The organism is Streptomyces seoulensis (assembly GCF_004328625.1).
Lineage (GTDB): Bacteria > Actinomycetota > Actinomycetes > Streptomycetales > Streptomycetaceae > Streptomyces > Streptomyces seoulensis.
Window position 1 is genome coordinate 1870080 of the sequence record NZ_CP032229.1, and the last position, 26031, is coordinate 1896110.

17 protein-coding genes and 1 pseudogene are annotated in these 26031 nt (G+C 71.2%); 8 read left to right on the top strand and 10 right to left on the bottom strand.

Annotation, left to right across the window (positions count from 1 at the left end):
• Nucleotides 1-24: 24 nt before the first annotated feature.
• The 4 genes and pseudogenes from D0Z67_RS08780 to D0Z67_RS08795 form a co-directional block, all read right to left on the bottom strand.
• Nucleotides 25-1233 (bottom strand): annotated as a pseudogene (locus D0Z67_RS08780) (RNA polymerase sigma factor); the annotation flags it as partial.
• A 123-nt stretch (nucleotides 1234-1356) separates the two neighbouring features.
• The gene (gene dnaG, locus D0Z67_RS08785) at nucleotides 1357-3261 is read right to left on the bottom strand and encodes a DNA primase (RefSeq protein ID WP_031179667.1); all 1905 of its coding nucleotides are present in this window, start codon (nucleotides 3259-3261) and stop codon (nucleotides 1357-1359) included.
• A 47-nt stretch (nucleotides 3262-3308) separates the two neighbouring features.
• On the bottom strand, nucleotides 3309-4568 hold the full coding sequence (locus tag D0Z67_RS08790; protein WP_031179666.1) for an NAD(P)/FAD-dependent oxidoreductase: 1260 nt from the start codon (nucleotides 4566-4568) through the stop codon (nucleotides 3309-3311).
• A gap of 115 nt (nucleotides 4569-4683) precedes the next feature.
• Entirely contained in the window at nucleotides 4684-5958 is a 1275-nt protein-coding gene (locus tag D0Z67_RS08795) for a deoxyguanosinetriphosphate triphosphohydrolase (RefSeq protein ID WP_031179665.1), read from the bottom strand.
• A gap of 162 nt (nucleotides 5959-6120) precedes the next feature.
• On the opposite strand from D0Z67_RS08795, the gene D0Z67_RS08800 reads away from it, so the two are divergent.
• The 4 genes from D0Z67_RS08800 (at nucleotide 6121) to D0Z67_RS08815 (ending at nucleotide 10208) form a co-directional block, all read left to right on the top strand.
• Nucleotides 6121-6798: a SanA/YdcF family protein gene (locus D0Z67_RS08800; protein ID WP_031179664.1), complete on the top strand. Its 678-nt coding sequence runs from the start codon at nucleotides 6121-6123 to the stop codon at nucleotides 6796-6798.
• A 173-nt stretch (nucleotides 6799-6971) separates the two neighbouring features.
• Nucleotides 6972-8618, top strand: coding sequence for a M4 family metallopeptidase (locus D0Z67_RS08805; protein ID WP_031179663.1), 1647 nt, complete (start codon nucleotides 6972-6974; stop codon nucleotides 8616-8618).
• 300 nt (nucleotides 8619-8918) lie between these two features.
• Complete coding sequence (locus D0Z67_RS08810) at nucleotides 8919-9461, top strand: hypothetical protein (protein WP_031179662.1); 543 nt, start codon at nucleotides 8919-8921, stop codon at nucleotides 9459-9461.
• A 120-nt stretch (nucleotides 9462-9581) separates the two neighbouring features.
• Complete coding sequence (locus D0Z67_RS08815; RefSeq protein WP_031179661.1) at nucleotides 9582-10208, top strand: class F sortase; 627 nt, start codon at nucleotides 9582-9584, stop codon at nucleotides 10206-10208.
• A 14-nt stretch (nucleotides 10209-10222) separates the two neighbouring features.
• Here the strand turns inward: D0Z67_RS08815 and D0Z67_RS08820 are convergent, their stop codons facing one another.
• The 3 genes from D0Z67_RS08820 to D0Z67_RS08830 are packed head-to-tail and all read right to left on the bottom strand — an operon-like array spanning nucleotide 10223 to nucleotide 13192.
• Nucleotides 10223-11056, bottom strand: coding sequence for a carbohydrate ABC transporter permease (locus D0Z67_RS08820; RefSeq protein ID WP_031179660.1), 834 nt, complete (start codon nucleotides 11054-11056; stop codon nucleotides 10223-10225).
• The gene (locus D0Z67_RS08825) at nucleotides 11049-11951 is read right to left on the bottom strand and encodes a carbohydrate ABC transporter permease (protein WP_031179659.1); all 903 of its coding nucleotides are present in this window, start codon (nucleotides 11949-11951) and stop codon (nucleotides 11049-11051) included. Before D0Z67_RS08825 ends, D0Z67_RS08820 begins: the two co-directional genes overlap by 8 nt.
• Complete coding sequence (locus D0Z67_RS08830) at nucleotides 11948-13192, bottom strand: ABC transporter substrate-binding protein (protein WP_031179658.1); 1245 nt, start codon at nucleotides 13190-13192, stop codon at nucleotides 11948-11950. The genes D0Z67_RS08825 and D0Z67_RS08830 overlap by 4 nt, the downstream gene beginning before the upstream one ends.
• A 150-nt stretch (nucleotides 13193-13342) precedes the next feature.
• On the opposite strand from D0Z67_RS08830, the gene D0Z67_RS08835 reads away from it, so the two are divergent.
• Nucleotides 13343-14251, top strand: a complete 909-nt coding sequence (locus D0Z67_RS08835) for an RpnC/YadD family protein (RefSeq protein WP_031179657.1) — start codon at nucleotides 13343-13345, stop codon at nucleotides 14249-14251.
• Nucleotides 14252-14689: 438 nt separating this feature from the next.
• Here D0Z67_RS08835 and ppdK read toward each other — a convergent pair whose 3' ends face one another.
• Entirely contained in the window at nucleotides 14690-17410 is a 2721-nt protein-coding gene (gene ppdK, locus D0Z67_RS08840) for a pyruvate, phosphate dikinase (protein WP_031179656.1), read from the bottom strand.
• A gap of 406 nt (nucleotides 17411-17816) precedes the next feature.
• A complete protein-coding gene (locus tag D0Z67_RS08845) occupies nucleotides 17817-19061 on the bottom strand; it encodes an ROK family protein (protein ID WP_031179655.1) in 1245 nt (414 codons plus the stop codon).
• Between the two features lie 119 nt (nucleotides 19062-19180).
• Here D0Z67_RS08845 and D0Z67_RS08850 point away from each other — a divergent pair, with 119 nt between their 5' ends.
• From D0Z67_RS08850 to D0Z67_RS08860, 3 genes are all read left to right on the top strand, one after another.
• Nucleotides 19181-20611 (top strand): MGH1-like glycoside hydrolase domain-containing protein, encoded by a 1431-nt coding sequence (locus D0Z67_RS08850; protein WP_031179654.1) that lies wholly within the window; start codon nucleotides 19181-19183, stop codon nucleotides 20609-20611.
• Nucleotides 20608-22536 (top strand): amylo-alpha-1,6-glucosidase, encoded by a 1929-nt coding sequence (locus D0Z67_RS08855; RefSeq protein WP_031179653.1) that lies wholly within the window; start codon nucleotides 20608-20610, stop codon nucleotides 22534-22536. The genes D0Z67_RS08850 and D0Z67_RS08855 overlap by 4 nt, the downstream gene beginning before the upstream one ends.
• A 706-nt stretch (nucleotides 22537-23242) precedes the next feature.
• Nucleotides 23243-24805: a sulfatase-like hydrolase/transferase gene (locus D0Z67_RS08860; protein WP_051887498.1), complete on the top strand. Its 1563-nt coding sequence runs from the start codon at nucleotides 23243-23245 to the stop codon at nucleotides 24803-24805.
• A gap of 57 nt (nucleotides 24806-24862) precedes the next feature.
• On the opposite strand, the gene dusB is transcribed toward D0Z67_RS08860, so the two are convergent.
• Nucleotides 24863-25993 (bottom strand): tRNA dihydrouridine synthase DusB, encoded by a 1131-nt coding sequence (gene dusB / locus D0Z67_RS08865; RefSeq protein ID WP_031179651.1) that lies wholly within the window; start codon nucleotides 25991-25993, stop codon nucleotides 24863-24865.
• Nucleotides 25994-26031: the final 38 nt, after the last annotated feature.

Sequence of the window (26031 nt, forward strand, 5' to 3'; positions counted from 1 at the left end):
GACTGCCCGCAGTCCAAGGGGGGGTCAGTCCAGGTAGCCCCGGAGTTGGTCCGCGTACGCGTGATCCCGGAGCTTGCTCAAGGTCTTCGACTCGATCTGCCGTATCCGCTCGCGGGTGACCCCGAAGAGGCGACCGATCTCCTCCAGCGTGCGCGGGCGCCCGTCCGCGAGGCCGTACCGGAGCTGGACCACCTTCCGCTCGCGCTCCCCCAGCGTCGACAGCACAGCCTCCAGATGCTGCCGCAGCAGCAGAAACGCGGCCGATTCCACGGGACTTGCCGCGTCCCCGTCCTCGATCAGGTCACCGAGGGCGACCTCGTCCTCCTCCCCCACCGGGGCATGCAGGGACACCGGCTCCTGCGCCAGGCGCAGCACCTCCCGCACCCGCTCCGGCGGGAGTTCGAGCTGCGCCCCCACCTCCTCGGGCGTCGGCTCGTACCCCCGCTCCTGCAGCATGCGCCGCTGCACCCGGACGACCCGGTTGATCAGCTCCACCACATGCACCGGCACCCGTATCGTGCGGGCCTGGTCGGCGAGGGCACGTGACATCGCCTGCCGGATCCACCACGTCGCGTACGTCGAGAACTTGTACCCCCGCGCGTAGTCGAACTTCTCCACCGCGCGGATGAGTCCGAGGTTGCCCTCCTGGACGAGGTCGAGCATGGTCAGCCCGCGCCCCACGTACCGCTTGGCGACGGAGACGACGAGGCGGAGGTTGGCCTCGATGAGGCGGCGCTTGGCCATCCGGCCCATGACGACGATCCGGTCGAGGTCGAGCGCGAGCCCGCTGTCCAGCACCGGCGTGGTGCCGAGCTTCTCCTCGGCGAAGAGGCCGGCCTCCACCCGGCGGGCGAGTTCGACCTCCTCGGCGGCGGTGAGCAGAGGGATGCGGCCGATCTCGCGGAGGTACTGGCGGAACAGGTCGGCGGAGGGGCCGCCGCTCTCGGTGCGGGAGGCGCCGCGCACGGGGGTCACGGGCTCGTCGTCGCCGGTCAGCGCCTCGGCGGGGGGCTCGGCGGCGTCCGTGGTCTCCGGGGTGGATTCGGGGGCCGTCTCCGGGCCGCCATGGCTCTGCGCGGGCACGGCCCCGAGCAGGCCCGGCTCGGCACCGCCGTGGGCGCCACGGACCGACTGCGTGAGGGTGTGGGTCTGCACGGGGGCGACCTCCAGGATGATCGCTGCTCCGGGGGGGGTGTGCGGCAGCGGCGCGGCGGAGCGCGAATCGACGGCCTGCGCTCCGGGGACTCGGGCACCGCCCCCAGTGTGGGGTACGACACATCTTCGCCACGAGAGTCCTGCGGTGACTTTTTGCTTCCGGCCCGTGACCGCGTGGTGATCCCGGGACGCGGGGAACGGCTAGAGAGCGGTCGGACCCTCGTGCTGGAGTGCCCGGTCGTACCGGGTGAGCACCATCATCTCGTTCTGGACGGCCGCCGACTGGGCCGGATCGGTGTTGCCGAGGCGGGCGAGGGTGGACTGCAGCTCGGTGAGGCGGCGGGTGACCGCGCGGCGCCTGATCTGCACCAGCACCATGCCCGCGTACGTCTCGTCCACCGTGCGGCGCATGATCGTCTCCACGGCCAGCTCGGTGACCATGGCCCGGACGGTGTCGTCGGGGGCGGCCTCGCGGACGCGGACGACGTACTCCTGGGGGTCCTGGGTGCCGAACTCGGCGCCGCCGGCCTCCGCGATGGCCTGGCGGACGGCCGCGTAGGGGGGTGCGGTGAACTCGTCCAGGCCGTAGGCGTCGAAGGCGGGAGAGACCAACTCCGGGCGCTGGAGGGCGAGTTTGAGGAGTTCGCGCTCGGTGGCGTAGACCGGGTTGCGCAGGGTGAGGGCGGGGCCGCCGGCGACGCGGGGCGCGGCCTCCCAGCTCTGCTGGGGGGTGCGGGACTGCGCCTGCGGTGCGGGGCCCTTGCCGCCCCGGTCGCGGGCCCAGCGGGCGAGCTGGGCGACGCGCTTGACGACGAACTGGGTGTCGAGGATGCCGAGCATGCCCGCGAGGTCGACCGCGACCTCGTGCTGGGCGCCGCTGTTCTTGATCCGGGCGACGACCGGTGCGGCCTCGTCCAGGGCGGCGGCGCGGCCGGCCGGGGTGTCGAGGTCGTAGCGGGCGACGATCTGGCGCAGCGCGAACTCGAAGAGCGGAGTGCGGGGTTCGGTCAGCTCGGCGACGGCCTCGTCGCCCTTGGCGAGGCGGAGTTCGCAGGGGTCCATGCCGTCGGGGGCGACGGCGATGTAGGTCTCGGCGGCGAACTTCTGGTCGTCCTCGAAGGCGCGCAGCGCGGCCTTCTGCCCGGCCGCGTCGCCGTCGAAGGTGAAGATCACCCGGGCCGAGCCGTTGTCCATCAGCAGCCGGCGCAGGATCTTGATGTGGTCGCCGCCGAAGGCGGTGCCGCAGGTGGCGATGGCGGTGGTGACCCCGGCGAGGTGGCAGGCCATGACGTCGGTGTAGCCCTCGACGACGACGGCCCGGCTGGACTTGGCGATCTGCTGCTTGGCCAGGTCGATGCCGTACAGGACCTGGGACTTCTTGTAGATCGCGGTGTCGGGGGTGTTGAGGTACTTGGGCCCGTTGTCGGACTCGTGGAGCTTGCGGGCGCCGAAGCCGACGACCTCGCCGCCGATGTCCCGGATGGGCCACATCAGGCGGCCCCGGAAGCGGTCGATGGGGCCTCGGCGGCCGTCCTGGGCGAGGCCGGAGAGGATCAGTTCCTTGTCGCTGAAGCCCTTGCCGCGCAGGTAGCGGGTGAGGTGGTCCCAGCCCTGGGGGCTGTAGCCGACGCCGAAGTGGACGGCGGCGGCCTGGTCGAAGCCGCGCTCGGCGAGGAAGACCCGGCCGGTGTCGGCCTCGGGGCTGGTGGCGAGCTGCTCGGCGTACCACTGGGCGGCGATCTTGTGGGCCTCGACCAGGCGGATGCGTTCGCCGCGCTGGTGGGCGGGGTTGTAGCCGCCCTCCTCGTAGCGCAGGGTGATGCCGGCCTGGCCGGCGAGGCGCTCGACGGCCTCGGAGAAGGAGAGGTGGTCCACCTTCATCACGAAGGTGATGGTGTCGCCGCCCTCCTGGCAGCCGAAGCAGTGGAAGAGACCCTTGCTGGGGCTGACCTGGAAGGACGGCGACTTCTCGTCGTGGAAGGGGCAGAGGCCCTTGAGGTTGCCGCCGCCCGCGTTGCGCAGCTGGAGGTACTCGGAGACCACGGCGTCGATCGGGACCGCGTCCCGTACCGCCTTCACGTCCTCGTCGTTGATCCGTCCTGCCACGGATGAATTCTACGGGGGTCCGGGGACACTCCCCGCGCGCCCGCCCCTCAGGGCACCAGGTCCGCGAGGGGGACGTGCGGGTCGGCGAGGGCGTCGACGTCCACCTCGGCGCCGGAACGGATGAGGCGCTGGATGTGTTCTGTGACGTCCCACACGTTCACGTTCATCCCGGCGAGCACCCGGCCCTCGCGCACCCAGAAGGCGATGAACTCGCGCTTGCCCGCGTCGCCCCGGAGGACGACCTGGTCGTAGGAGCCGGGGGGCGCCCAGCCGCTGTACTCCAGCCCCAGGTCGTACTGGTCGGAGAAGAAGTAGGGCACGCGGTCGTAGGTGACGTCCTGGCCGAGCATCGCGCGGGCGGCCACCGGGCCGCCGTTCAGCGCGTTGGCCCAGTGCTCGACGCGCAGCCGGCCGCCGAGGAGCGGGAAGCTGGCCACGTCTCCGGCGGCGTGGATGTCGGGGTCGGAGGTGCGCAGACGCTCGTCCACCGCGATGCCGCCGCCGGAGGAGGGGTCGGCCAGTTCGAGGCCGGCCGCCTCGGCGAGGGCGGTGCGGGGGGCGGCTCCGATGGCGGCGAGCACGTCGTGCGCGGGGTGTTCCTCGCCGTCGTCGGTGCGGGCGGCGAGGACCATGCCGTCCTGGCCGATGATCTCGGTGAGCCGGACCCCGAAGTGGAAGCGGACGCCGCGTTCGCGGTGCACCTCGGCGAAGAGGTTGCCCAGCTCGGGGCCGAGGGCGCCGTACAGCGGGGCGGGCTCCGGTTCGATCACGGTGACCTCGGCGCCGTACTCGCGGGCGGCCGCGGCGACCTCCAGGCCGATCCAGCCGCCGCCCGCGATCACCAGGTGGCCGTTGTCCCGGCCGAGGGCGGCCAGCACGCCCCTGAGGCGCTCGGCGTGGGCGAGGCGGCGCAGGTGGTGGACGCCGGCGAGGTCGGTGCCGGGGACGTCGAGGCGGCGGGGTTCGGCGCCGGTGACCAGCAGCAGCTTGTCGTAACGGATCAGGGTGCCGTCGTCACCGAGGCGGACGGTGCGGGCCGCGCGGTCGATCGCGTCGACGGTCTGGCCGAGGTGCAGCTCGATGTCGTTCCGGGCGTACCAGGCGGGCTCGTGCACGAAGACGCTGTCGCGCTCCTCCTTGCCGAGCAGGTGTCCCTTGGACAGCGGCGGACGCTCGTAGGGGTGGTCCAGCTCGTCGCAGATCAGTATCACGCGGCCGGTGAACCCTTCCGCGCGGAGCGTCTCGGCCGCTTTCGCTCCGGCGAGCCCGCCTCCGACGATGACGAACGTCTGATCCGCGTCGACCACTTGATGCCTCCTCGTAACGATGCACCGCTGTCAGGCTTCAGGCGAGCGTCCCGCACGCGGCGTGGTGCGGGAAGAGGGGATGGCCGGAAACGGGCCACCCCCCGTCATTTTCCCGCTACATATGCCCGGTGAGCCTGGCGTGCAGGGTGCGGGCGGACGCGTCGGTCAGCGAGGCGATCTGGTCGACGATCACCCGCTTGCGCGCGTGGTCGCTCTCGGCCGCGTCGAACAGCGCCCTGAACTGCGGTTCCAGCCCGTCCGGCGCGCGCCGGGTGAGCGCCTCGGCCAGCTCGGCGACGACGATGCGCTGATCGGCGCGGAGCAGTTCCTGCTCGGCCCGCTGCATCACGTACCGGTCCGCGACCGCCTTGAGCACCGCGCACTCCATGCGCGCCTCGCGGGGTACGACGAGTTCGGCGCCGTACCGCGTGAGGCGGCCGGTGCCGTACGCGGCGCGGGTGGCGGTCTCGGCGGCGAGGCAGAAGCGGCCGATGAGCTGGCTGGTGGCGTCCTTGAGCCGGGACTGGGCGACCGCGGTGCCGTCGTAGCCGTGCGGCCACCACTCCTGGTCCTGGAGCCGGTCGAGGGCCTCGGCCAGCTCGGCGGGGTCGGTGCCGGCCGGGACGTAGCGGCCGATGGCGACCTCGAAGACCGCCTCCCGCTCGGGGGCGGCGTGCAGGCAGTCGGGGTCGACGTGGCCGGCGTGCAGGCCGTCCTCCACGTCGTGCACCGAGTACGCGACGTCGTCCGACCAGTCCATGACCTGCGCCTCGAAGCAGGTACGGGTGCCGGGGGCCTCCTTGCGGACCCAGTCGAAGACGGGGCGGTCGTCGTCGTAGACGCCGAACTTGGGGGACGCCGGGTCGGTGGGGTGGGCGCCGCGCGGCCAGGGGTACTTGGTGGCGGCGTCCAGGGTGGCGCGGGTGAGGTTGAGGCCGACGGAGCCCTCGGGGGTGAACCGCTTGGGCTCGATGCGGGTGAGGAGCCGGAGGGACTGGGCGTTGCCCTCGAAGCCGCCGATGTCGTCCGCGAACTCGTTCAGCGCCTGTTCGCCGTTGTGGCCGAAGGGGGGATGGCCGAGATCGTGCGCGAGGCAGGCGGCTTCGACGAGGTCGGGGTCGCAGCCGAGGGCCGCGCCCAGCTCACGGCCGACCTGGGCGCACTCCAGGGAGTGGGTGAGACGGGTACGGGGACTGGCGTCCCAGGCGTGGCCGCGCGTGCCCGGCGTGACGACCTGGGTCTTGCCCGCGAGGCGGCGCAGCGCGGCGGAGTGCAGGATGCGCGCGCGGTCGCGCTGGAAGGCGGTGCGGCCAGGGCGTTTGTCGGGTTCGGGTGCCCAGCGTTCGACGGAGGTCGGGTCGTAGGCCGAGGGGGGTGCGGTGCCTTCCATGCCTCGACAGTAAGCGCCGGTACGGACATCGCGCGGCAGGGGTGACGGAATTGTGGCGGTATGCGGGGTTGAGCAGGGGGTGAGTGGGGGTGAGCAGGGGGTGAGTGAACCACACGGGCGCGATTCACGTCCTCCGGGACGGGATCGAACAGGGGGGGCGGGATGAGGATCGGCCGACCGAGGCTGCCACGTACGGTGCGGGGGCGCCGACGGCTGGTGCGGGGCGTGGTCGGGGCGTGCGTACTCGCGCTGCTGCCGTCGACCTGGCTGTACGTCTCGACGGCGGACCGGCTGCGCACGGCGGCGGACGTGCCGCGCACCGAGGTCGCGGTCGTCTTCGGCGCGGGCCTGTGGAAGGGCGGCCCGTCCCCGTACCTGGCCCGGCGACTGGACGCGGCGGCCGGCCTGTACCGCGCCGGCCGCATCAAGGCGGTCCTGGTCACCGGCGACAACAGCCGCGAGGACTACGACGAACCGAGCGCGATGCGCGCCTACCTCAGCCGCCACGGCGTCCCCGCCGGACGCATCGTCAGCGACTACGCGGGTTTCGACACCTGGGACTCCTGCGTCCGCGCCCGCCGCATCTTCGGCGTCCGCCAGGCCGTCCTGATCAGCCAGACCTTCCACATCCGCCGAGCGGTCGCCCTCTGCGAGGCGGCGGGCGTCTCCTCCTACGGCCTCGGCGTGGACGACAAGCACGACGCCACCTGGTACTACGGCAGCACCCGGGAGGTCTTCGCGGCGGGCAAGGCGGCCCTGGACGCGACCTTCCACCCGTCCCCTGAGTTCCTGGGGCCGCGCGAGCGGGGCGTGCAGCGGGCGCTGGCGAGCGCCCCGTAGGGCGCCGGTCCCCTAAGGGATCTCCACGCGCCGTCACGCCCCGTGGGGGATCTCCACGAGAACGTCATCAGGCCCCCCGAAGGCGCTATGGACATGACATGTCATGCCCTCTTAAATCTCTAGGACATCAGCGCCACCCCCACGCCTCGTAGGCGCCTCACCCAAGGAGACCGATGAGCCGGATACGGCAGCACGTCCGCGGGTCCCGTCGTCTTGCCACCGCCACCGCCGCCGCCGCGACGGCGACGTTGCTGGTCACCGCCCTCTCCCCCGCCGCCCAGGCCGACACCGGGCCGAAGCGGGCGACCACGCTCGCGGACGCGGCCTCCGCCCTCGTGGCACACGCCGCGAGCCTCGGCCTCACCTCCGACCAGGGCACCAAGGTCCGGGACGTGATCGTCGACAAGGACGGTACGCAGCACGTCCGTTACGACCGCACGTACCGCAACCTCCCCGTGCTCGGCGGGGACTTCGTGGTGCACCTGAACTCCGGCGGCGTATACCGCGGCGCCGACCGCGCGACCCGCACCGCGCTCCGACTGCCCACCGTCACACCGAAGCTGACCGGTTCGAAGGCGGCCGGGATCGCCGTGGACGCACTGCGTTCCGCGAGCCCCCGGAAGCTGACGCGGGCGAAGGCCAAGCCGGAGCTGGTCGTCGACGCCCTGCACGGCAAGCCGAGACTGGCGTGGCGGACCAACGCGGTGGGCCAGGACACCCTGGGCAACCCGGTGGGCCGCACCGTGCTGACCGACGCCCGCACCGGCGCCCGCATCGACGCCTGGGACAGCATCGAGACGGCGGCCGGTGACGGCAAGTCGCTGTACAGCGGCACGGTTCCGCTCCAGACGACCCAGTCGGGGTCGTCGTACCAGCTCAAGGACGCCACGCGCGGCAACACGTACACCGGCGACGCGGCCAACAAGACCGACCTGTGCATCCTCGGGATCTGCCTGAGCCGCGCCCCCTCCACGGTGTTCACCGACGCCGACAACCACTGGGGCACCGGCGCCACCACCGACCGTGCCTCGGCGGCCGTCGACGCCCAGTACGGCACCGACCAGACCTGGGACTACTACAAGGACGTCCACGGCCGGAACGGCATCGCGGGCGACGGCAAGGGCTCGTACAACCGCGTCCACTACGGCAGCAACTACAACAACGCCTTCTGGGACGACAGTTGCTTCTGCATGACCTACGGCGACGGTGACGGCACCACCTTCGGCCCGCTGGTCGCGCTGGACGTGGCCGGGCACGAGATGACGCACGGCGTCACCTCCAAGACGGCCGCGCTGACGTACTCGGGCGAGTCCGGCGGCCTGAACGAGGCGACCTCGGACATCCTCGGCACGATGGTCGAGTGGCACGCGGACAACGCCACCGACAAGGGCGACTACCTCATCGGCGAGCGCATCGTGAAGCCCGGCTTCGGCAAGGCCGCGCTGCGCTTCATGGACAAGCCCTCCAAGGACGGCAACTCGGCCGACTACTGGTCCAGTTCGCTCGGCAACCTGGACGTGCACTACTCCTCAGGCGTCGCCAACCACTTCGCGTACCTCCTCGCCGAGGGCAGCGGCGCGAGGACCATCAACGGCGTCTCGTACGACTCCCCGACGGTGGGCGGCCAGTCGGTGGCCGGCATCGGCCGGGACAAGGTCGGCAAGATCTGGTACCGCGCGCTGACGGTGTACATGACTTCCTCCACCAAGTACGCGGGCGCCCGCACGGCGACCCTGAACGCGGCGAAGGACCTGTACGGGGCCGGGAGCGCGGAGTACAACGCGGTCGCGGCGGCATGGACCGCGGTGAACGTGAGCTGAGCCCTTTTCGGCGAGGGTGACTGACGGTGCGTCGGGGTTCCGGCGCACCGTCTTCGCGTTCCCCCCGGCCGCACGCCATTCGTGTGCACTTGGCCCGCTGTCCCTGCCACGCCCCTGACCTGCTGTTACGTCGTGCCGCCTCACCCGTGCGGGGGCGGCGGGCGCCACCCGTTCACCGCAGCGGAGGCGACGGCTCGGGAGGCGGGCCGGGCGCGGTGGCCTTTACCTCGGAAGAGCAGGGGCACGTCCCCCGCATCACACGAGTCGAGGACACGAGTCGGACAAGCTCTGGGGAGCACCATGCGACGCACCGCCCGTCTGCTGACCGGTACCGCGCTGGCCGTAGCCGCGGCCGGGCTCGGCACCGCAGCGGCCCACGCGGACGCGGCACATCTGGCGCCCGCGCGGGTCGGCAGCCTCCAGGTGTACCCGTCCACCGCTCTGCCCGGCAGCCAGGTCACGGTGAACACGGCGGCCTGCGGGGAGAAGGGCGCGGCGATCGGTGACGCGGGGACGGTGGGCGCGGGGACGTTCGCGCTGGCGCCGACCACGCACGAGGGCGAGGCGATCGGCCGGTTCCAGGTACCGGCGGGGGCTCAGCCGGGTACCTACGAGATCGTCGCGCGGTGCGCCGAGGGCGAGAAGCAGGTCACGGGGGACCTGATGGTGACCATGGCCGGGGCGCACGGGCAGGTGCAGCCGCACGGCAGTGTGAAGACGGGAGTCGGCGGCGCCCTGGGCCCCGGCCCCCTGCAGACCACGGCGGGTGTGGCGGCTCTGGCCGTCGCCGCCGCGGGCGGTACCTGGCTCCTGCATCGCCGGGCGAGAGGCGACGGGATCTGACGGACACCCTCCGCTGTCCGTCGCCGGTACCGCGAAGCCCGCCCCCCTTGGGTCCGATGCCCCTCGTGACCCTCAGGGGGCGGGCCTTCCCTCAAGGGTCGTCTCCGGGAAGGGGTTCCCATGCGCAGGATCGGCGACACCGCCATAGCCGCGGTCACGGTGGTCGCGCTCGGTACCGGTGTCTGGCTGCTCAGTACCAGTACCGATACCGGTACTCCCCCGCAGCCGTCCGCCGCCGAGGGCCGTCCCGATCCTGGTGGTGAACGCGGCGCGGCCCATCCCCTGATGGCGTCCCCGCCCACCCGTATCCGCATCCCCGCGATCCGGGTGAACGCTCCCCTGATGGGCCTCTCCCTGACCGCCTCGGGCAGCCTCGACGTCCCGCCCCCCGCCGAGAAGAACCTCGCCGGCTGGTACGAGACCGGCACCACCCCCGGCGACACCGGCACCGCCGTGGTGGCCGGCCACGTCGACAACACCGAGGGCCCCGCCGTCTTCTACGACCTCGGCGCCCTCAAGCGCGGCGCCACGATCGAGGTCGACCGCGAGGACGCCACGACTGCCGTCTTCACCGTGGACGCGGTCGAGGTCTACTCCGCGAAGAACTTCCCCGACGCCAAGGTCTACGGCGCCTCGCCCCGCCCCGAACTCCGGGTGATCACCTGCGGGGGCGGGTACTCCAGGTCGACTGGGTATCAGGGCAACGTGGTGGTCTTCGCGCATCTCACGGGCGCGCGCGGCACCTGATCGCACGCCTCGGGTCAGTCGATGCCGGAGCGCTCCACCCCCGTCACGATCCACCGCTGGAAGACCAGGAAGACCACGAGCAGCGGCAGGATCGACACGGCCGCCGCGACGAACAGCTCGTGCAGCCGGATCACCTGGGCGGTGGTGAAGGACGACAGGGCCACCTGGACCGTCCAGGCGCTCTGGTCCTGGCCGATGACCAGGGGCCACAGGAACGAGTTCCAGGCGCCGAGGAACACGATGGTGCCGACGGCGGCGAACACCGGCCGGGCGTTGGGTACCACGATCAGCCAGTACGTACGCCAGTATCCGAGCCCGTCGACCTGCGCCGCGTCCTCCAGCTCCTTCGGGAACCCGAGGAAGTACTGCCGGAAGACGAAGCAGGCGAACGCCGAGAACAGGGTCGGCACGATCAGACCGCGCAGGGTGGAGATCCAGCCCAGGGACGACACCAGCACGAAGCTGGGCACGAAGGTGACGGCGGCGGGGATCAGCAGGGTGCCGAGGATGCCGTAGAAGACCTTGTCCGCGTACCGGTAGGGGATGCGGGCGAGGCCGTAGCCCGCGAGGGAGGCGAGCAGGAGCGTGCCGAGGGTGGTGGCGACGGCGATCAGCGCGGAGTTCAGCAGGGAGCGGGCGAAGGGGACGGAGGTGTCCGCGAACAGCTCGTGGACGTTGTCCCAGCGCAGCTCGTGCGGGAAGAAGGTCCACTCGGGCGAGGTGATCTCCCGCTCGCTGGAGAGACCGTTGCGGAGCAGCAGGTAGAACGGGATCAGGAAGAGCAGCGCCAGCGCGATCAGCACCGCGAGCCGCAGGGCGCGTCCGGCCCTCACGAGGGCGTCATCCATCGGCGTCGGTCCTCCCGAGCTTCAGCCAGCGGGCCTGGGCGACGGTCACCACGGCGATGACCAGCGCGAGGATCACGGCACCGGCGCTGCCCAGTCCCAGGTTCTGCCCCTGGCCGAGGGCGGTGTAGTAGAGGTAGACGAGCGGGGGCCGGGCGTAGGGCGGGTAGCCGCGGGCGTCGGAGAGCAGGTTGTAGAACTCGTCGAACGCCTGGAAGGCGTTGACGACGAGCAGCAGCACCACCGCGACGGAGGTGGCGCGCAGCTGGGGCAGGGTGATGTGGCGCAGCACGGTCCAGCCCGGCCGGGCGCCGTCGACGGCGGCGGCCTCGTACAGCGCCGGGTCGATGCGCTGGAGCCCGGCGAGGAAGAGGATCATGTAGAAGCCGGCCTGGAGCCAGAGCCGTACCGTGATGAGGACCAGCCAGTACCAGGGTGGGTCGGGGGTGGCGAGCCAGGCCACGGAGTCGGTGCCGAACCAGCCGAGGACGGTGTTGGCGAGCCCGAACCGGACCCCGCTGAAGATCGACATCTTCCAGACCAGGGCCGCGACGACATAACTGCACGCGGCCGGCAGGAAGAACACCGACCGGAAGAAGGCCCGTGCCCAGCGGACCCGGTTGACCATCAGGGCGAGGGTCAGGGAGACCACGTAGGTGGTGGGCACGATGAACGCGGTGAAGACCAGGAAGGTCTTCAGACTGTCCCGGAAGGCGTCGTCCCGCAGCATCGCGGTGTAGTTGTCCAGGCCGACGAAGTGCGTGGGTGTGACGGTGTTCTGGGCGTCGAAGAAGCTCAGGCCGACGCTCCACAGCAGCGGGACGTAGGTGAACAGGGCGAGTCCGGCGGCGAAGGGGCCGACGAAGACCCAGAACCACAGTGCTGACCGGTGCTTCACCGCTTCTTCTTCACCCGGTCGAGTTCGGCGCCCACCTTCCGTACGACGGCCCGTACTTCACTCTCGGGGTTGGCGCCGCCCTTGATGATCCGGACCAGGGCGTCCTGGTAGGCCGTCTGGCTCGCCGGGGTCCACAACAGGGGCTGGGCGTGGCCGTGTTCGGTGGTGAGGCGGACGGCGTCGGCGGCGGGTCCGGACCGCAGCTTGGCCGCCTTGCGGGCGAGGGAGACGCGGGCCGGTATGTGGAAGCCGTAGGAGAGGGCGAAGTCCTCCTGGTGGTCGGTGCGTTCGACCCACAGCCACTTCACGTACTCCTTGGCGGCCTCCCGGTGCCGGCTGCGGGCGCTGACGGCCGAGCCGTACGCGCCGACGGGTACGGCCGGGGCTCCGTGCGGGCCGTCCTTCGGGAAGGGCAACACCCCGAAGTCGTCGCCGAGTTCCTTGCTGATCTGAGGCAGCGCCCACAGGCCCGACCACTGCATGGCGGTGAGCCCCTGGAGGAAGGCCGCGGGGTCCGACCAGTCGGTGGGGGCACCGAGGAGGAGGGACTTGTCGGTGTACAGGTGGTGGAGTTTGCCGAGGGTGCGGGCGGCCGCGGGGTCGTCGAAGCCGACCTTGCCGTCGTCGGTGACGAGCTGAAGTCCGGCCGCGTTGAGGGGTGTTCCGGCGAGAACGCCGGCGCCGCCGTCGTTGCCGAGGAAGAGTCCCTTGACCTTGGAGTCGGTGAGCCGCTTGGCGGCGTCGACGAGGGCGTCCAGGGTGGTGGGCGGCTCGACACCGGCGGCCTTCAGCAGGCTCTTGCGGTAGTAGAGCAGCTGCATGTCGATGACCTGCGGGATGCCCCAGATCTTGCCGTCGTACGTCTTGGGCGTGAGCACGGCCGGGTTGAAGTCGTCCTTCACCTCGTCCAGCAGGTCGGTGAGGTCGACGACCTGGCCGCCCTGGATCTGGTCGAGCGTGGGGCTGCCCTCGAACACGTCCGGCCCGGAGTCGGTGAGCAGCGCGGCGGCGGTCTGCCGGTCGTAGTCCCCGGGCCGCCACTGCACGCTGACGTCGGCCTTGTCGTACCCGGCGGCATACCGCTTGACGGCCTGCTCGGTACCGGCCTCCCCGTACTGGTGGTACCACTGCGCCAGCCTGGTACCGCCCTTGCCGTCCCCACGCCCGGTGTTGCCCCCGCAGGCGGCCAGCAACCCGACGCCCGCCCCCGCACCCAACAGTCCCCTGCGACTGACCGCCATCTGAGCACCTCCTCGCTTCCGTCATCGATGCCCGGCCCGGCGATCAACGATGCGGGACGAGTGCGAAGAGGGTGTTGCGACGGTGTGTCACCTCCCGGGGGGACCTTCCGTGCGGTGACTCGTTGTGCCTGTCGTACGAAAGGAGAGCTGATGGTCGGCTCGTCGCACGAGGCACTGCACCGCATCTTCCAGAAGGACCCCGCTCTGCTGACCCGCGCGTTGCAGCGCGTGCTGCACGTGCCCTTCCCCGAACCGCGCGAGATCGCCGCGCTGAACGTCGATCTCACCGAGATCGAGCCGGTGGAGCGCCGGGTGGACACGCTGCTGCGCGCGGAGACGGACGAGGGCACGTTTCTCCTCGTGGTCGAGTCCCAGGGCAAGGTGGACGACCGCAAGCGGGGCAGCTGGCCGCACTACCTCTCGTACCTGTATGAGAAGTACCGGTGTGAGCCCGTGCTCATCGTCATCACCCAGAACAGCGCGACCGCGCGCTGGGCCGCCCAGCCCATCCGCCTCGGCTTTCCCGGCTGGCACTCGCTGACCGTCCGGCCCCTGGTGCTGGGCCCGGACAACGTCCCCGTGATCACGGACGAGCGACAGGCCGAACGGGACGTACCGCTCGCGGTCCTTTCCGCCATGACACACGGACGCGGACCCCGGGCCGCGCCCATACTGGAATCACTCGCCACCGCCCTGAAGACCATCGACCCGGACAGCGCGGCGGTCTTCGTGCAGTTCGTCGACTCGTGCCTGGCCGATCCCCAGGCGAAGCAGATGTGGAGGGACCTGATGACCGCGATCCAGTACTTCTGGCGCCACCCGCTTGCGGAGCAGGTACGGGAGGAGGGGCGGGAGCAGGGCTTGGAGGAGGGCCGCGAGCAGGGCCGGGCCCAGGCCAAGGCGGAGATGGTGCTGCGCGTGCTGGAGTGGCGGGGGATCCCGGTCCCCGAGCACGTCGCCGAGCGGGTGATCGGTTCCGACGACCCCGCCCAACTCGAGCTCTGGGCCCAGCGGGCCGTACGGGCCACGTATGCGGAGGACCTGTTCGCCGAGGAGTGACCCCGGACCGGACACCCCAAGTCTCCGGCGGGGTAGTTGCCCGGGTATGACCGAGCGGCGGGGCTCAGGACTTTGGGCTGCGTAGGCGTCCACGCTGGATACAACTGTCGGTGGTGCTGACCGGCTTGTCGCTGTGGTGGGACTGGCCAGTGTCGTCTGGCACGCGGTGTCCGGCCACACGTGGGGCGACACCATGACCTTGATGGCAACCGTGGGCGTCAGCACGACCGCCGGCCAGTGGGCGGCCGTGCTGATCAGACGGAAGCGGGACGACCTTCGGGCTCCTGAGCGAGAACCCTGAACCTGCCCCGGCAGCGACATGGCGCCCAAAGAGGCGGCACCCCCGCACAGGGTGCCGCCTCTCTTTTGGTGCCGGGGCCCGTCGGCGATCGGTGGTGAGGGTCGGGGACCGACGAAGGGCTCCGGGGCCGGGAAGGGTCAGCGGTGGTCGCTGCCGGTGGACTGGGTGGCCGCGCGGCCGGCTTCCAGGCGGGCTACCGGGATGCGGAACGGGGAGCAGGAGACGTAGTCGAGGCCGACCTCGTGGAAGAAGTGGACGGACTCGGGGTCGCCGCCGTGCTCGCCGCAGACGCCGAGCTTGAGGTCGGGGCGGGTCGAACGGCCTGCCGCGGCGGCCGACTTGACCAGCGAGCCCACCCCGTCCTTGTCGATCGTCTCGAACGGGCTGACGCCGAAGATGCCCTTCTCCAGGTACGCCGTGAAGAAGCTCGCCTCCACGTCGTCCCGGCTGAAGCCCCACACCGTCTGGGTCAGGTCGTTCGTGCCGAAGGAGAAGAACTCCGCGGCCTCGGCGATCTGACCGGCGGTCAGCGCGGCGCGCGGCAGCTCGATCATGGTGCCGATCGCCAGCTTCAGCCGCGTACCCGTAGCCGCCTCGACCTCCGCGATGACCTGGTCGGCCTCGTCGCGGACGATCTCCAGCTCCTGGACCGTACCGACCAGCGGGATCATGATCTCGGCGCGCGGGTCGCCCTTGGCGGCCTTGCGCTCGGCGGCCGCCTCCGCGATCGCGCGGACCTGCATGGTGAACAGGCCCGGGATGACGAGGCCGAGACGCACACCGCGCAGGCCCAGCATCGGGTTCTGCTCGTGGAGGCGGTGGACCGCCTGGAGCAGGCGGAGTTCGTTCTCGTGCGGCTCCTGCCGGGACTCGGCGAGGGCCACCCGTACCGACAGCTCGGTGATGTCGGGCAGGAACTCGTGCAGCGGCGGGTCGAGCAGCCGTACCGTCACCGGCAGCCCGTCCATCGCCTCGAACAGCTCGACGAAGTCCCGCTTCTGCAACGGGAGCAGCTGCTTCAGCGACTCCTCGCGCTCCGCCTCCGTGTCGGCCAGGATCAGCCGCTCGACCAGCTCACGCCGGTCCCCGAGGAACATGTGCTCCGTACGGCACAGCCCGATGCCCTGCGCCCCGAACCGCCGCGCCCGCATCGCGTCTTCGGCGTTGTCGGCGTTGGCCCGTACCCGCAGCCGGCGCTTGCGGTCGGCGAAGGCCATCATCCGGTGCACGGCCTCGACCAGTTCGTCGGCGTCGTCGGCGCCCGGGTGCATCCGGCCCTCGAAGTACTCCACGACCGGAGACGGGACGACCGGGACCTCACCGAGGTACACCTTGCCGGAGGAGCCGTCGATGGAGATGACGTCGCCCTCCTCCACCACATGTCCGCCCGGCACGATCATCCGGCGCCGCTTGGTGTCGACCTCCAGCTCCTCGGCGCCGCAGACACAGGTCTTGCCCATGCCGCGCGCGACCACGGCCGCGTGGGAGGTCTTGCCGCCGCGCGAGGTGAGGATGCCCTCGGCGGCGATCATGCCGTCCAGGTCGTCGGGATTGGTCTCCCGGCGTACCAGGATGACCTTCTCGCCGGACCGGGACCACTTGACCGCGGTGTACGAGTCGAAGACCGCCTTGCCGACCGCCGCGCCCGGCGAGGCGGCGATGCCCCGCCCGACCTGCTCGGCCCGCGCGTCCTCGTCGAAGCGGGGGAACATGAGCTGTGCCAGCTGCGCGCCGTTGACCCGCTGGAGGGCCTCGGTCTCGTCGATCAGGCCCTGATCCACGAGCTGGGTGGCGATACGGAACGCCGCGCCCGCGGTGCGCTTGCCGACGCGGGTCTGGAGCATCCACAGCTTGCCGCGCTCGATGGTGAACTCGATGTCGCAGAGATCCAGGTAGTGGTTCTCCAGCGTTTCCATGATCTGCATGAGCTGGTCATAGGACGCCTTGTCGATGTTCTCCAGCTCCGCGAGCGGCACGGTGTTGCGGATGCCCGCGACGACGTCCTCGCCCTGCGCGTTCTGGAGGTAGTCGCCGTAGACACCCTGGTGTCCGGAGGCGGGGTCCCGGGTGAAGGCGACGCCGGTACCCGAATCAGGACCGAGGTTGCCGAAGACCATGGAACAGACGTTGACCGCGGTGCCCAGGTCGCCCGGGATGCGCTCCTGGCGGCGGTAGAGCTTGGCGCGGTCGGTGTTCCAGGAGTCGAAGACCGCGTGGATGGCGAGGTCCATCTGCTCGCGCGGGTCCTGCGGGAAGTCCCGGCCGGCCTCGGTCTTGACCGTCTTCTTGAAGGCGGTGACCAGCTTCTTCAGGTCGGCCGCGTCCAGCTCGGTGTCGACCTGGACGCCCTTGGCCTCCTTGGCCCTCTCCAGCGCCTCCTCGAACAGCTCGCCGTCGACGCCGAGGACGGTCTTGCCGAACATCTGGATCAGGCGCCGGTAGGAGTCCCACGCGAAGCGCTCATCGCCGGCCTGCTTGGCCAGGCCCTTCACCGACTTGTCGGACAGGCCGATGTTCAGGACGGTGTCCATCATGCCGGGCATCGAGAACTTGGCGCCGGAGCGGACGGAGACCAGCAGCGGGTCGTCGGCCTGGCCGAGCTTCTTGCCCATCCGCTGCTCCAGCGCGTCGAGGTGCGCACTCACCTCGTCACGCAGTGCCGGGGGCTCCTCGCCGCTGTCGAGGTAGACCTTGCACGCCTCGGTGGTGATGGTGAAGCCGGGAGGGACCGGCAGCCCGAGGTTGGTCATCTCGGCGAGGTTGGCGCCCTTGCCACCGAGCAGGTCCTTGAGGTCCTTGTTGCCCTCGGTGAAGTCGTAGACGAACTTCGCTACGTGAGGCTCTTTGTTTTCCGACACGGGTCTCGACTCCTTGAGGCCACGGTGGCTGCCCTGACGGCGAGGAACATACCCAGATCGAAGGCGCCTTGGTACGTCCAGTCGTGCGTCATAAGCCTGTAACCAGCCGTCTGCCACAGGATCTGAGGCAAAGGCATGGCAAGGCCAGGGCCACGCGAGTGTTCACTTCTTGAACGGACGGACGTACGGCGACGCCGCATCCTGCTCATGTGAGCGCCGATCGGCACGCTTGATTTCGATCATTGAACGCCGACGAGGTGGCACCGAGTGCCACCCCTTGGAGAAGTGCAGCCGCTCAAGATCCGCTCATCTGAGCGCGACCCTTATCAAGGGTGGCGAGAATCACGCTGCCACACGGCACCGGATTTCACCATGCGGACGCCGTTCCGGGCCGGAAACCGGGGCGTCACACACCGAGCGCGGCGAGCCGCTCCTCCACCCGCTCGGGGGCGTACAACTGCTCCACGACCAGCGCGCCCGCGCCGATCAGCCCCGCCCGCTCCCCCAGCCGCGCGGTGAGGACGTCGAGGTGGGCGGTGGAGCGGGGCAGCGCCCGCTGGTAGAGCAGTTCGCGCACCCCGGTCAGGAAGGGCGTCCCGGCGAGATCGCCCGCGATCATCAGCACACCGGGGTTGAGCAGGGTGACGACGGTCGCCAGTACGTCCCCGACCCGGCGTCCGGCCTCTCGCGCCAGGGCCGCCGCCTCCGGGTGCCCGGCGGCCAGCAGGTCCCGTACATCCGAGCCGGAGGCGGCCGGCACGCCCGCCTCCGTCAGCCGCCGGGCCACCGCGCCGCCGCTGGCGACGGCCGCGAGGCAGCCGTACGAGCCGCAGCGGCACAGTGCGTCGGTGCCGACGCGGATGTGCCCGAGGTCGCCTGCGCCGCCGTCCACACCCCGATAGAGCGCGCCGTCCACCACGACTCCGGCGCCGATACCGGTACTGACCTTGACCAGTACAAACGCCCGGCAATCCTGGTACCCGGTGCGCTGCTCCCCGTATGCCATCAGGTTGGCGTCGTTGTCCACGAATACCGGGACCGGGCTGGTACCGGTATCGATACCGGTACCAGCACTCGTGTGCTCGGCGAAGGCGCGGGAGAGGCGTCCCCTTATGTCGTAGCCGTCCCAGCCGGACATCATCGGCGGCTGGATCACCCGCCCGGTCTCACTGTCCACCGGACCCGGCACGCCGAGGCCGGTGCCGCAGACCGCCGCCGGGCTGTGCCCGGTCTCGGTGAGCAGCTCGGCGAACCAGCGGGCGAGTCCGTCCAGGACCACCTCGGGGCCGTCCTCGACCACGAGCGCACCGGAGCGCTCGGCGAGGATCTCGCCGGTCAGGGTGAGCAGGGCGGCGCGGGCGTGCCGGGTGTCGAGGTCGGCGGCGAGGACCACGGCGTGCGAGCCGTCGAACTCCAGGGTGATGGCGGGACGGCCGCCGAGTGGGGAGTCCACCGGGCCGCCCGCGCCCTCGCGCAGCCAGCCCGCGCGGAACAGCCGGTCCAGCCGCTGGCCGACCGTGGCACGGGAGAGCCCGGTCATCTGCTGGAGCGCGCCGCGCGTGACGGCCCGTCCGCTGCGCACCAGGTCGAGCAGGTCGCCCGCGCTCGTCTGAGCACCGCCCCTGGCCGTCCTGCCGGGCTTTCCGGTCATGCCACCCCCTTGTGTTCCTCAAGTTTGCATTACATATTGAGTTTTGCGTGTTAAATAGACGTAACCCTGCGATAGACACAACCGAACCAGGTCAGCCGGACGTCTTCGGGGAGCCCCGAGTGGATCGCACTGCCCAGCTCACGGCCCGTGTCACCGAGCGCGGGATCGCATACGATCCGCCCTCCGCCGCGCCGTCGGCCGCGTCACTGCACGTCAGAGCCGCCCGCGTGCTGGCCGCCAACTGGACGGGTACCTCGACCGTCCCCTCCCGGAACCTGTACCCGCACCAGTGGTCCTGGGACTCCGCGTTCATCGCCATCGGGCTGCGGCATCTGTCGCCGCTGCGGGCACAGCGGGAGCTGGAGACGCTGCTCGCGGCGCAGTGGGGGGACGGGCGGGTGCCGCACATCGTCTTCTCCCCCTCCGTGCCGCTCGACGCCTACTTCCCCAGCCCCGACTTCTGGCGCTCCTCCTCCGCCGGGCGGGCCGCGGGCGCCCCACGCACCGTACAGACGTCCGGCATCGTGCAGCCACCCGTGCACGCGCTGGCCGCCTGGCTGGTGCACCGGGCCGACCCGGGCCTGTCGTGGGCGCGCGGCTTCCTGGCGCGGGTGTACCCCCGGCTGGCCGCGTGGCACCGTTATCTGCTGCGCCGCCGGGACTTGGGCGGGGGCGGGCTGGTGTCGGTGGTGCACCCGTGGGAGCAGGGTATGGACAACAGCCCTTGCTGGGACGGCCCGTTGGCCCGCGTCACACCGGCTCCGGCCCACTCGTTCCGCCGCGCCGACCTCGCCCACGGCGCCCCCACGGACCGGCCGACCGATCTGGACTACGGGCGGTACGTGCGCCTCGCGGCCGACTACCGGGACCGTGGATACGCGGACGACGGCGGGGAGTTCGCGAGGGCCGACGGCGGTGGGGAGTTCGCCGTGGAGGACCCGTCCTTCAACGCCCTGCTCATCGCCTCCGAGCACGCACTCGCCCGTGTCGCAACCGAGTTGGGCGCCCCGGGCGCCGGCCGGCACGCCCGCGCCGAGCGGCTGACGGCGGCCCTGGTGGAGCGGCTGTGGGACGACGCGTCCGGGATGTTCCTCTGCCGGGACCTGCGCGGCGGCCCGATCCGGGAGCGGAGCGTGTCGGGCCTGGTCCCGCTGCTGCTGCCCGGCCTCCCCCGTGAGGTCTCCGGTGCCCTGCTGAGCACCCTGCGCGGACCGCACTTCGCGGCGCGTACCGGGCTCGTACCCAGCTACGACCTGCGCGGACCGGCCTTCGAGCCGAACCGGTACTGGCGCGGCCCAGCCTGGTTCAACACCGCCTGGCTGGTGGAACGCGGGCTGCGCGCGCACGGCGAGAAGGCGACGGCCGAGGACCTGCGCACCGCCTTCCTGCGTACGGCCGGGGACTCCGGGTTCGCGGAGTACGTCGACCCCGGCACCGGCGAGGCGTGCGGGGCGCCGGGGTTCGGCTGGACGGCCGCGCTGACGCTGGACCTGCTGCACGACGTGGACGGGGCTGTGGAGACAGGGGAAGAGGGAGGGGACCGGAGATGACTCAACTACTCGTACGGGGAGCCACGTTCGCGACAGTGGGCGACCGGGGCGACATCAGCGGGGTACGCGGCGGCGGCCAGGTGGAGGGGCTTTTCGTGCGCGACGCACGGCACTTGAGCCGCTGGCAGCTCACCGTCGACGGCGCGGTGCCGGAGGTGCTGAAGCCGGTCGGGGAGGGCGACACGGCACGGTGCGTACTGGTGCCGCGCGGTGGGCGTCAGGACCCGCCCGCGTACACGCTGTGGCGTGAACAGGCCGTGGGTGACAGCTCGTTCGTGGAGTCGGTGCGCGTCACCGGCAACCTCCCGACGGCCACCACGGTACGGCTCGCGCTCACCGTCGACGCCGACTTCACCGACCAGTTCGAGCTGCGCTCCGACCATCGCACCTACGTCAAGTCCGGTGCCGTACGCAGCCGCCAAATCCTGGACGACGGGATCGAGTTCGGTTACCGGCGTGGTGAGTGGCGGTCCTGTACGACCATCACCGCCGACCCTGCTCCGGAGGCGGTGGAGGAGACCGGCACCGGTGCCCGGAGGCTGGTGTGGACGCTCGAACTCGCCCCGCACGGCGAGGCGGAGCTGCTGCTGCGGGTGGTGGCCCGCCCGCACGGCGACCGGCACGCGGTTCGCGTACCCCGCTCCCCGGCCACCGTGAGCGGTGAACTCCGTTCGGTGGAAGAGGAGTTCATGGAGGGCGTCGCCTTCCCCACCGCCTGGCCGGAGTTGGCGGCCGCCTGTGTGCGCGGGCTGTCCGACCTGGCCGCGCTCCAGGTGCCGGCGCACGGACCGGACGGGGAGGGGCTGCGGGTGCCGGCCGGGGGCGCGCCCTGGTTCCTCACGCTGCTCGGCCGGGACGCCCTGCTCACCTCGCTGTTCGCCCTGCCGTACCGCCCGCAGCTGGCCGCCGCCACGCTCCCTGCGCTGGCCGCCACCCAGGCCACCGCCGGCAGCGCCTCCCCGGTCGCCCAGCCCGGCAAGATCGTGCACGAGGTCCGGCACGGCGAACTGGCCCACTTCGGGCAGGTGCCGTACGGGCGTTACTACGGCTCGGTCGACGCCACCCCGCTCTTCCTGGTCCTGCTCGGCGCCCATACCGAGCGCACCGGGGACGCGGCCCTGGCCCGGCGCCTGGAGCGGCACGCCCGCGCGGCGGTCGGCTGGATGCTGGACCACGGCGGGCTGACCGCGCGCGGCTACCTCGTGTACCGCGCCGACGAGGGCGGCCTCGCCAACCAGAACTGGAAGGACTCCCCCGGCGCGATCTGCCGCGCCGACGGCACCCGGCCGAGCGGCGCGGTGATGGCGGCGGGCGCGCAGGGGTACGCGTACGACGCGCTGCGCCGTACGGCATGGCTGGCGCGGACGGTGTGGGACGACGGGACGTACGCGGCGCTCCTGGAGCAGGCGGCCGCCGACCTGCGCGACCGCTTCCAGCGAGACTTCTGGCTGCCCGAACAAGGCTTCCCCGCACTTGCGTTGGACGGCGACGGCAACCGCATAGACGCGCTCGCCTCGGACGCCGGGCACCTGCTGTGGTCGGGGCTGCTGGACAAGGAGTACGGGGAGGCCGTCGGGCGCCGGCTGCTGGAGCCGGACTTCTTCTCCGGCTGGGGCGTCCGTACGCTCGCCGCCGGCCAGGCGGCCTACCACCCGCTCTCCTACCACCGGGGCTCGGTCTGGCCGCACGACAACGCGCTCATCACCCTCGGCCTCGCCCGCTACGGGCTGCACGACGAGGCCCGTGCGGTGGCCCGTGGTCTGGTGGACGCGGCGGCCAGCGCCGGGCACCGGCTTCCCGAAGTGCTGGCGGGTTACGGCCGTGACACCCACCCCGAGCCGGTACCGTACCCGCACGCGTGTGTGCGGGAGTCCCGTTCGGCTGCCGCACCGCTCGCCCTGCTCACCGCGGTCGGGGGCGCCTGAGACCGGCCTTGACCGGGCGTTTGCCCGGTATTTGCCGTAGGCCGTGAACACCGGCCCGCGGCGGACCGTACGGAAGGACGGCGGGCCAGGCGGACCGGCCTCCAACGGTTCTGCCCAGCCTCCCCAGCGTGGCCCGCCGCCTCCGTCGTCACCGGCCTCGCGCGGAAGGACCTCCGGGTTGCCTCAGCAGAAGAACACGCAAACGTCATCCGACGCGCCGGGGGGTGACCCCGGAGACGGGGCGGTGGGTACCGGGACTCTTGCCGAGCACGGGAAGAGTGGTGAGCGGGGGGCCGGTGCGGATACCGGGACTCCGGGGGTGACGGCTCATGGGACGGAGTCGGAGGGCGGGGTGGGTGCTGGTACTGGTACTGGAACCCGTATCGGTACCGGTACCGATGCCAGTACCGCCGATGCCGGTGCCGATGCCAGTACTGGGAGCGCCGACGCCAGTGCCGCCGACGCGAGTGCCGATACCAGTACCGGTACCAGCATTGGGAGCGCCGATACCAGGACCGCACCCACACCGGCCCCTGACGGCGGCACCGGTGAGAAGGCCGCCCCTGGGGCCGCCCCCGACACCCCCGCCAAGCCCCCCCGTTTCGCCCGCCTGACCCGCTGGCAAGCAGAGCACCCCCAAGGCGCCCGAGCCCTCTCCCGGACCATCACCGTCCTCGCCGCCATCCTGGTCGTCTGCACCCTGGTGATGCCCGCGACCATCGTCGACCTCGGCCCCGCCAGGTTCTTCCGGCTGCCCGGGGAGGCGATCGTCGGCGCGGCGATCCTGCTCGCGCTGCCCAGGAAGCCGAGGGTCGTGCTCGCCGCCGTCAGCGGGGTCGCGCTCGCCGCGCTGACGGTGCTGAACTGGCTGGACATGGGGTTCAAGCAGTACCTCGGCCGGACCTTCAACCTGGTGCTGGACTGGAGCCTGCTCGGCGACGCGCAGTCGTACCTCGAGGACTCGCTCGGCCGGACGGCGACCCTCGCCGCGACGGCCGGCCTGATCGTGCTCGTACTGCTGCTGTTCGCCTCGCTGGCCTACGCCGTCGTACGCCTGAGCAACGTGCTGGCCCGGCACTCAGCCACCGCGACCCGGGGCACGTTGATCGCGGGCGTCGTCTGGATCACCTGCTCCTCCTTCGGGGTGCAGCTCGCGGGCGTGCCGCTCGCCGCCGACAGCGCCGCCGTCACCCTGCAGAGCCAGACCGAGCGGGTGTCGGACACGCTGAAGGACGAGGCCGAGTTCCAGAAGGTCGCGAAGGTGGACGCGTTCGGCGCGACCCCGCCGGCCCAGCTCGTACCGGATCTGCGCGGCAAGGACATGATCTTCACCTTCATCGAGAGCTACGGCCGTAGCGCGATCGAGGACCCGATCATGGCGCCCGGCGTGGACAAGACCCTCGCCGTGCGCACCGAGGCGTTGAAGAAGGCGGGTTACCACGCCAAGAGCGGCTGGCTGACCTCCGCGACGTACGGCGGCAGCAGCTGGCTCGGCCACTCCACCACCCTGTCCGGCCTGTGGGTGAGCAACCAGCAGCGCTACCGCACGGTGATGGCGAGCGATCACCTCAGCCTGACCAAGGTGTTCAAGAAGTCCGGCGCCTGGGACACGGTCGGTGTGATGCCGGGCGTGCAGAAGGGCTGGCCCGAACAGAGCTTCTTCGGGCTGGACAAGGTCTACAACGCCTTCGAACTCGGCTACAAGGGACCGAAGTTCAGCTGGTCCACGATGCCGGACCAGTACACCCTGGAGCAGTTCCAGCGGCGCGTGCACAGCAAGAAGCACGACAAGCCGGTGATGTCGGAGGTCATCCTGACCTCAAGCCACCAGCCCTGGGGCCCGATCCCGAAGATGGTCGGCTGGGACGAGCTGGGTGACGGCTCGATCTTCAAGGGCATCGAGGCGGCGGGCAACAAGCCGGCCGACGTGATCGCGGACACCACCAAGTCCCGCCAGGAGTACGGCAAGTCGATCCAGTACTCGGTCACCGTGCTTACCGAGTGGCTGGAGCGCTACGGCTCCAAGGACACGGTGTTGGTCTTCCTCGGCGACCACCAGCCCATCGCCCGCGTCAGCGGCAACCACGCCAGCAGGGACGTACCGATCTCGATCGTCGCCAAGGACCCGAAGGTGCTGGACAAGATCAGTGCCTGGGGCTGGTCGGACGGCCTGCGGCCCGCGCACGACGCGCCGGTGTGGAAGATGAACCTCTTCCGCGACCGCTTCCTGACCGCGTACGGCTCGACCCCGCACCCGAAGAAGGGCTGACCCCCTAGGGTCTCTTGAGCGCAGGGCCGGTCCCTTAGGGGCCGGCCCTGCGGTCGTTCAGCCGCCGGAGGTGTCCAGCTCGGCGTCCTCGCTGACGCCCGCGCAGTCGTACGGGTCCTTCAGCCAGCCGTCCGGCAGGACCACCCGGTTGTTGCCGGAGGTGCGCCCGCGCGGGCCGTCGGCGCCGGTGGGCCACGCCTGATCGAGGTCCAACTCGTCCAGGCCGGCGCGCAGTTCCTCCAGCGAGGAGGTGATGGCGAGCCGCTTGCGCATCTCGGAGCCGACCGCGAAGCCCTTGAGGTACCAGGCGACGTGCTTGCGGAAGTCGATGACACCACGTGCCTCGTCGCCGAGCCACTCGCCGAGCAGCGTGGCGTGCCGGACCATCACGTCGGCGACCTGCCGCAGCACCGGCCGCTGGAAGTCGTCGCGGCCCTCGAAGGCGGCGACCAGGTCGGAGAAGAGCCAGGGCCGGCCGAGGCAGCCTCGGCCGACGACCACGCCGTCGCAGCCGGTCTCGCGGACCATGCGCAGCGCGTCCTCGGCGGACCAGATGTCGCCGTTGCCGAGTACCGGGATCTCCGGGACGTGCTCCTTCAACCGGGCGATGGCGCTCCAGTCGGCGGTGCCGCCGTAGTGCTGGGCGGCGGTACGTCCATGCAGGGCAATGGCGGTGACGCCCTCCTCGACGGCGATGCGGCCCGCGTCGAGGTAGGTGATGTGGTCGTCGTCGATGCCCTTGCGCATCTTCATGGTGACCGGCAGGTCGCCCGCGCCGGAGACGGCCTCGCGCAGGATGGCCCGCAGCAGGTTCCGCTTGTACGGCAGCGCGGAGCCGCCTCCCTTACGGGTGACCTTGGGGACCGGGCAGCCGAAGTTCAGGTCGATGTGGTCGGCCAGCCCCTCTTCCGCGATCATGCGGACGGCCTTGCCGACGGTGGCCGGGTCGACGCCGTACAGCTGGATCGAACGCGGCTTCTCGGTCTCGTCGAACCGGATGAGCTGCATGGTCTTCTCGTTGCGCTCGACCAGCGCCCGGGTGGTGATCATCTCGCTGACGAACAGCCCCTTGCCCCCGCTGAACTCCCGGCACAGGGTGCGGAAGGGGGCGTTGGTGATCCCGGCCATGGGTGCGAGCACGACGGGCGGCACCACGGCGTGCGGGCCGATGGACAGCGGCTGGGTCATCAGGGGGCTCCGGGACGGATGTACGGCAAGGGCGTCGT

Bases quoted from the DNA above. Each gene is read 5' to 3' on its own strand.
- D0Z67_RS08795 (WP_031179665.1), bottom strand. From the start codon at position 5,958: ATGGAAGGCACCGCACCCCCCTCGGCCTACGACCCGACCTCCGTCGAA.
- D0Z67_RS08800 (WP_031179664.1), top strand. From the start codon at position 6,121: ATGAGGATCGGCCGACCGAGGCTGCCACGTACGGTGCGGGGGCGCCGA.
- D0Z67_RS08805 (WP_031179663.1), top strand. From the start codon at position 6,972: ATGAGCCGGATACGGCAGCACGTCCGCGGGTCCCGTCGTCTTGCCACC.
- D0Z67_RS08810 (WP_031179662.1), top strand. From the start codon at position 8,919: ATGCGACGCACCGCCCGTCTGCTGACCGGTACCGCGCTGGCCGTAGCC.
- D0Z67_RS08815 (WP_031179661.1), top strand. From the start codon at position 9,582: ATGCGCAGGATCGGCGACACCGCCATAGCCGCGGTCACGGTGGTCGCG.
- D0Z67_RS08820 (WP_031179660.1), bottom strand. From the start codon at position 11,056: ATGGATGACGCCCTCGTGAGGGCCGGACGCGCCCTGCGGCTCGCGGTG.
- D0Z67_RS08830 (WP_031179658.1), bottom strand. From the start codon at position 13,192: ATGGCGGTCAGTCGCAGGGGACTGTTGGGTGCGGGGGCGGGCGTCGGG.
- D0Z67_RS08835 (WP_031179657.1), top strand. From the start codon at position 13,343: ATGGTCGGCTCGTCGCACGAGGCACTGCACCGCATCTTCCAGAAGGAC.
- D0Z67_RS08845 (WP_031179655.1), bottom strand. From the start codon at position 19,061: ATGACCGGAAAGCCCGGCAGGACGGCCAGGGGCGGTGCTCAGACGAGC.
- D0Z67_RS08855 (WP_031179653.1), top strand. From the start codon at position 20,608: ATGACTCAACTACTCGTACGGGGAGCCACGTTCGCGACAGTGGGCGAC.
- D0Z67_RS08860 (WP_051887498.1), top strand. From the start codon at position 23,243: ATGCCCGCGACCATCGTCGACCTCGGCCCCGCCAGGTTCTTCCGGCTG.
- dusB (WP_031179651.1), bottom strand. From the start codon at position 25,993: ATGACCCAGCCGCTGTCCATCGGCCCGCACGCCGTGGTGCCGCCCGTC.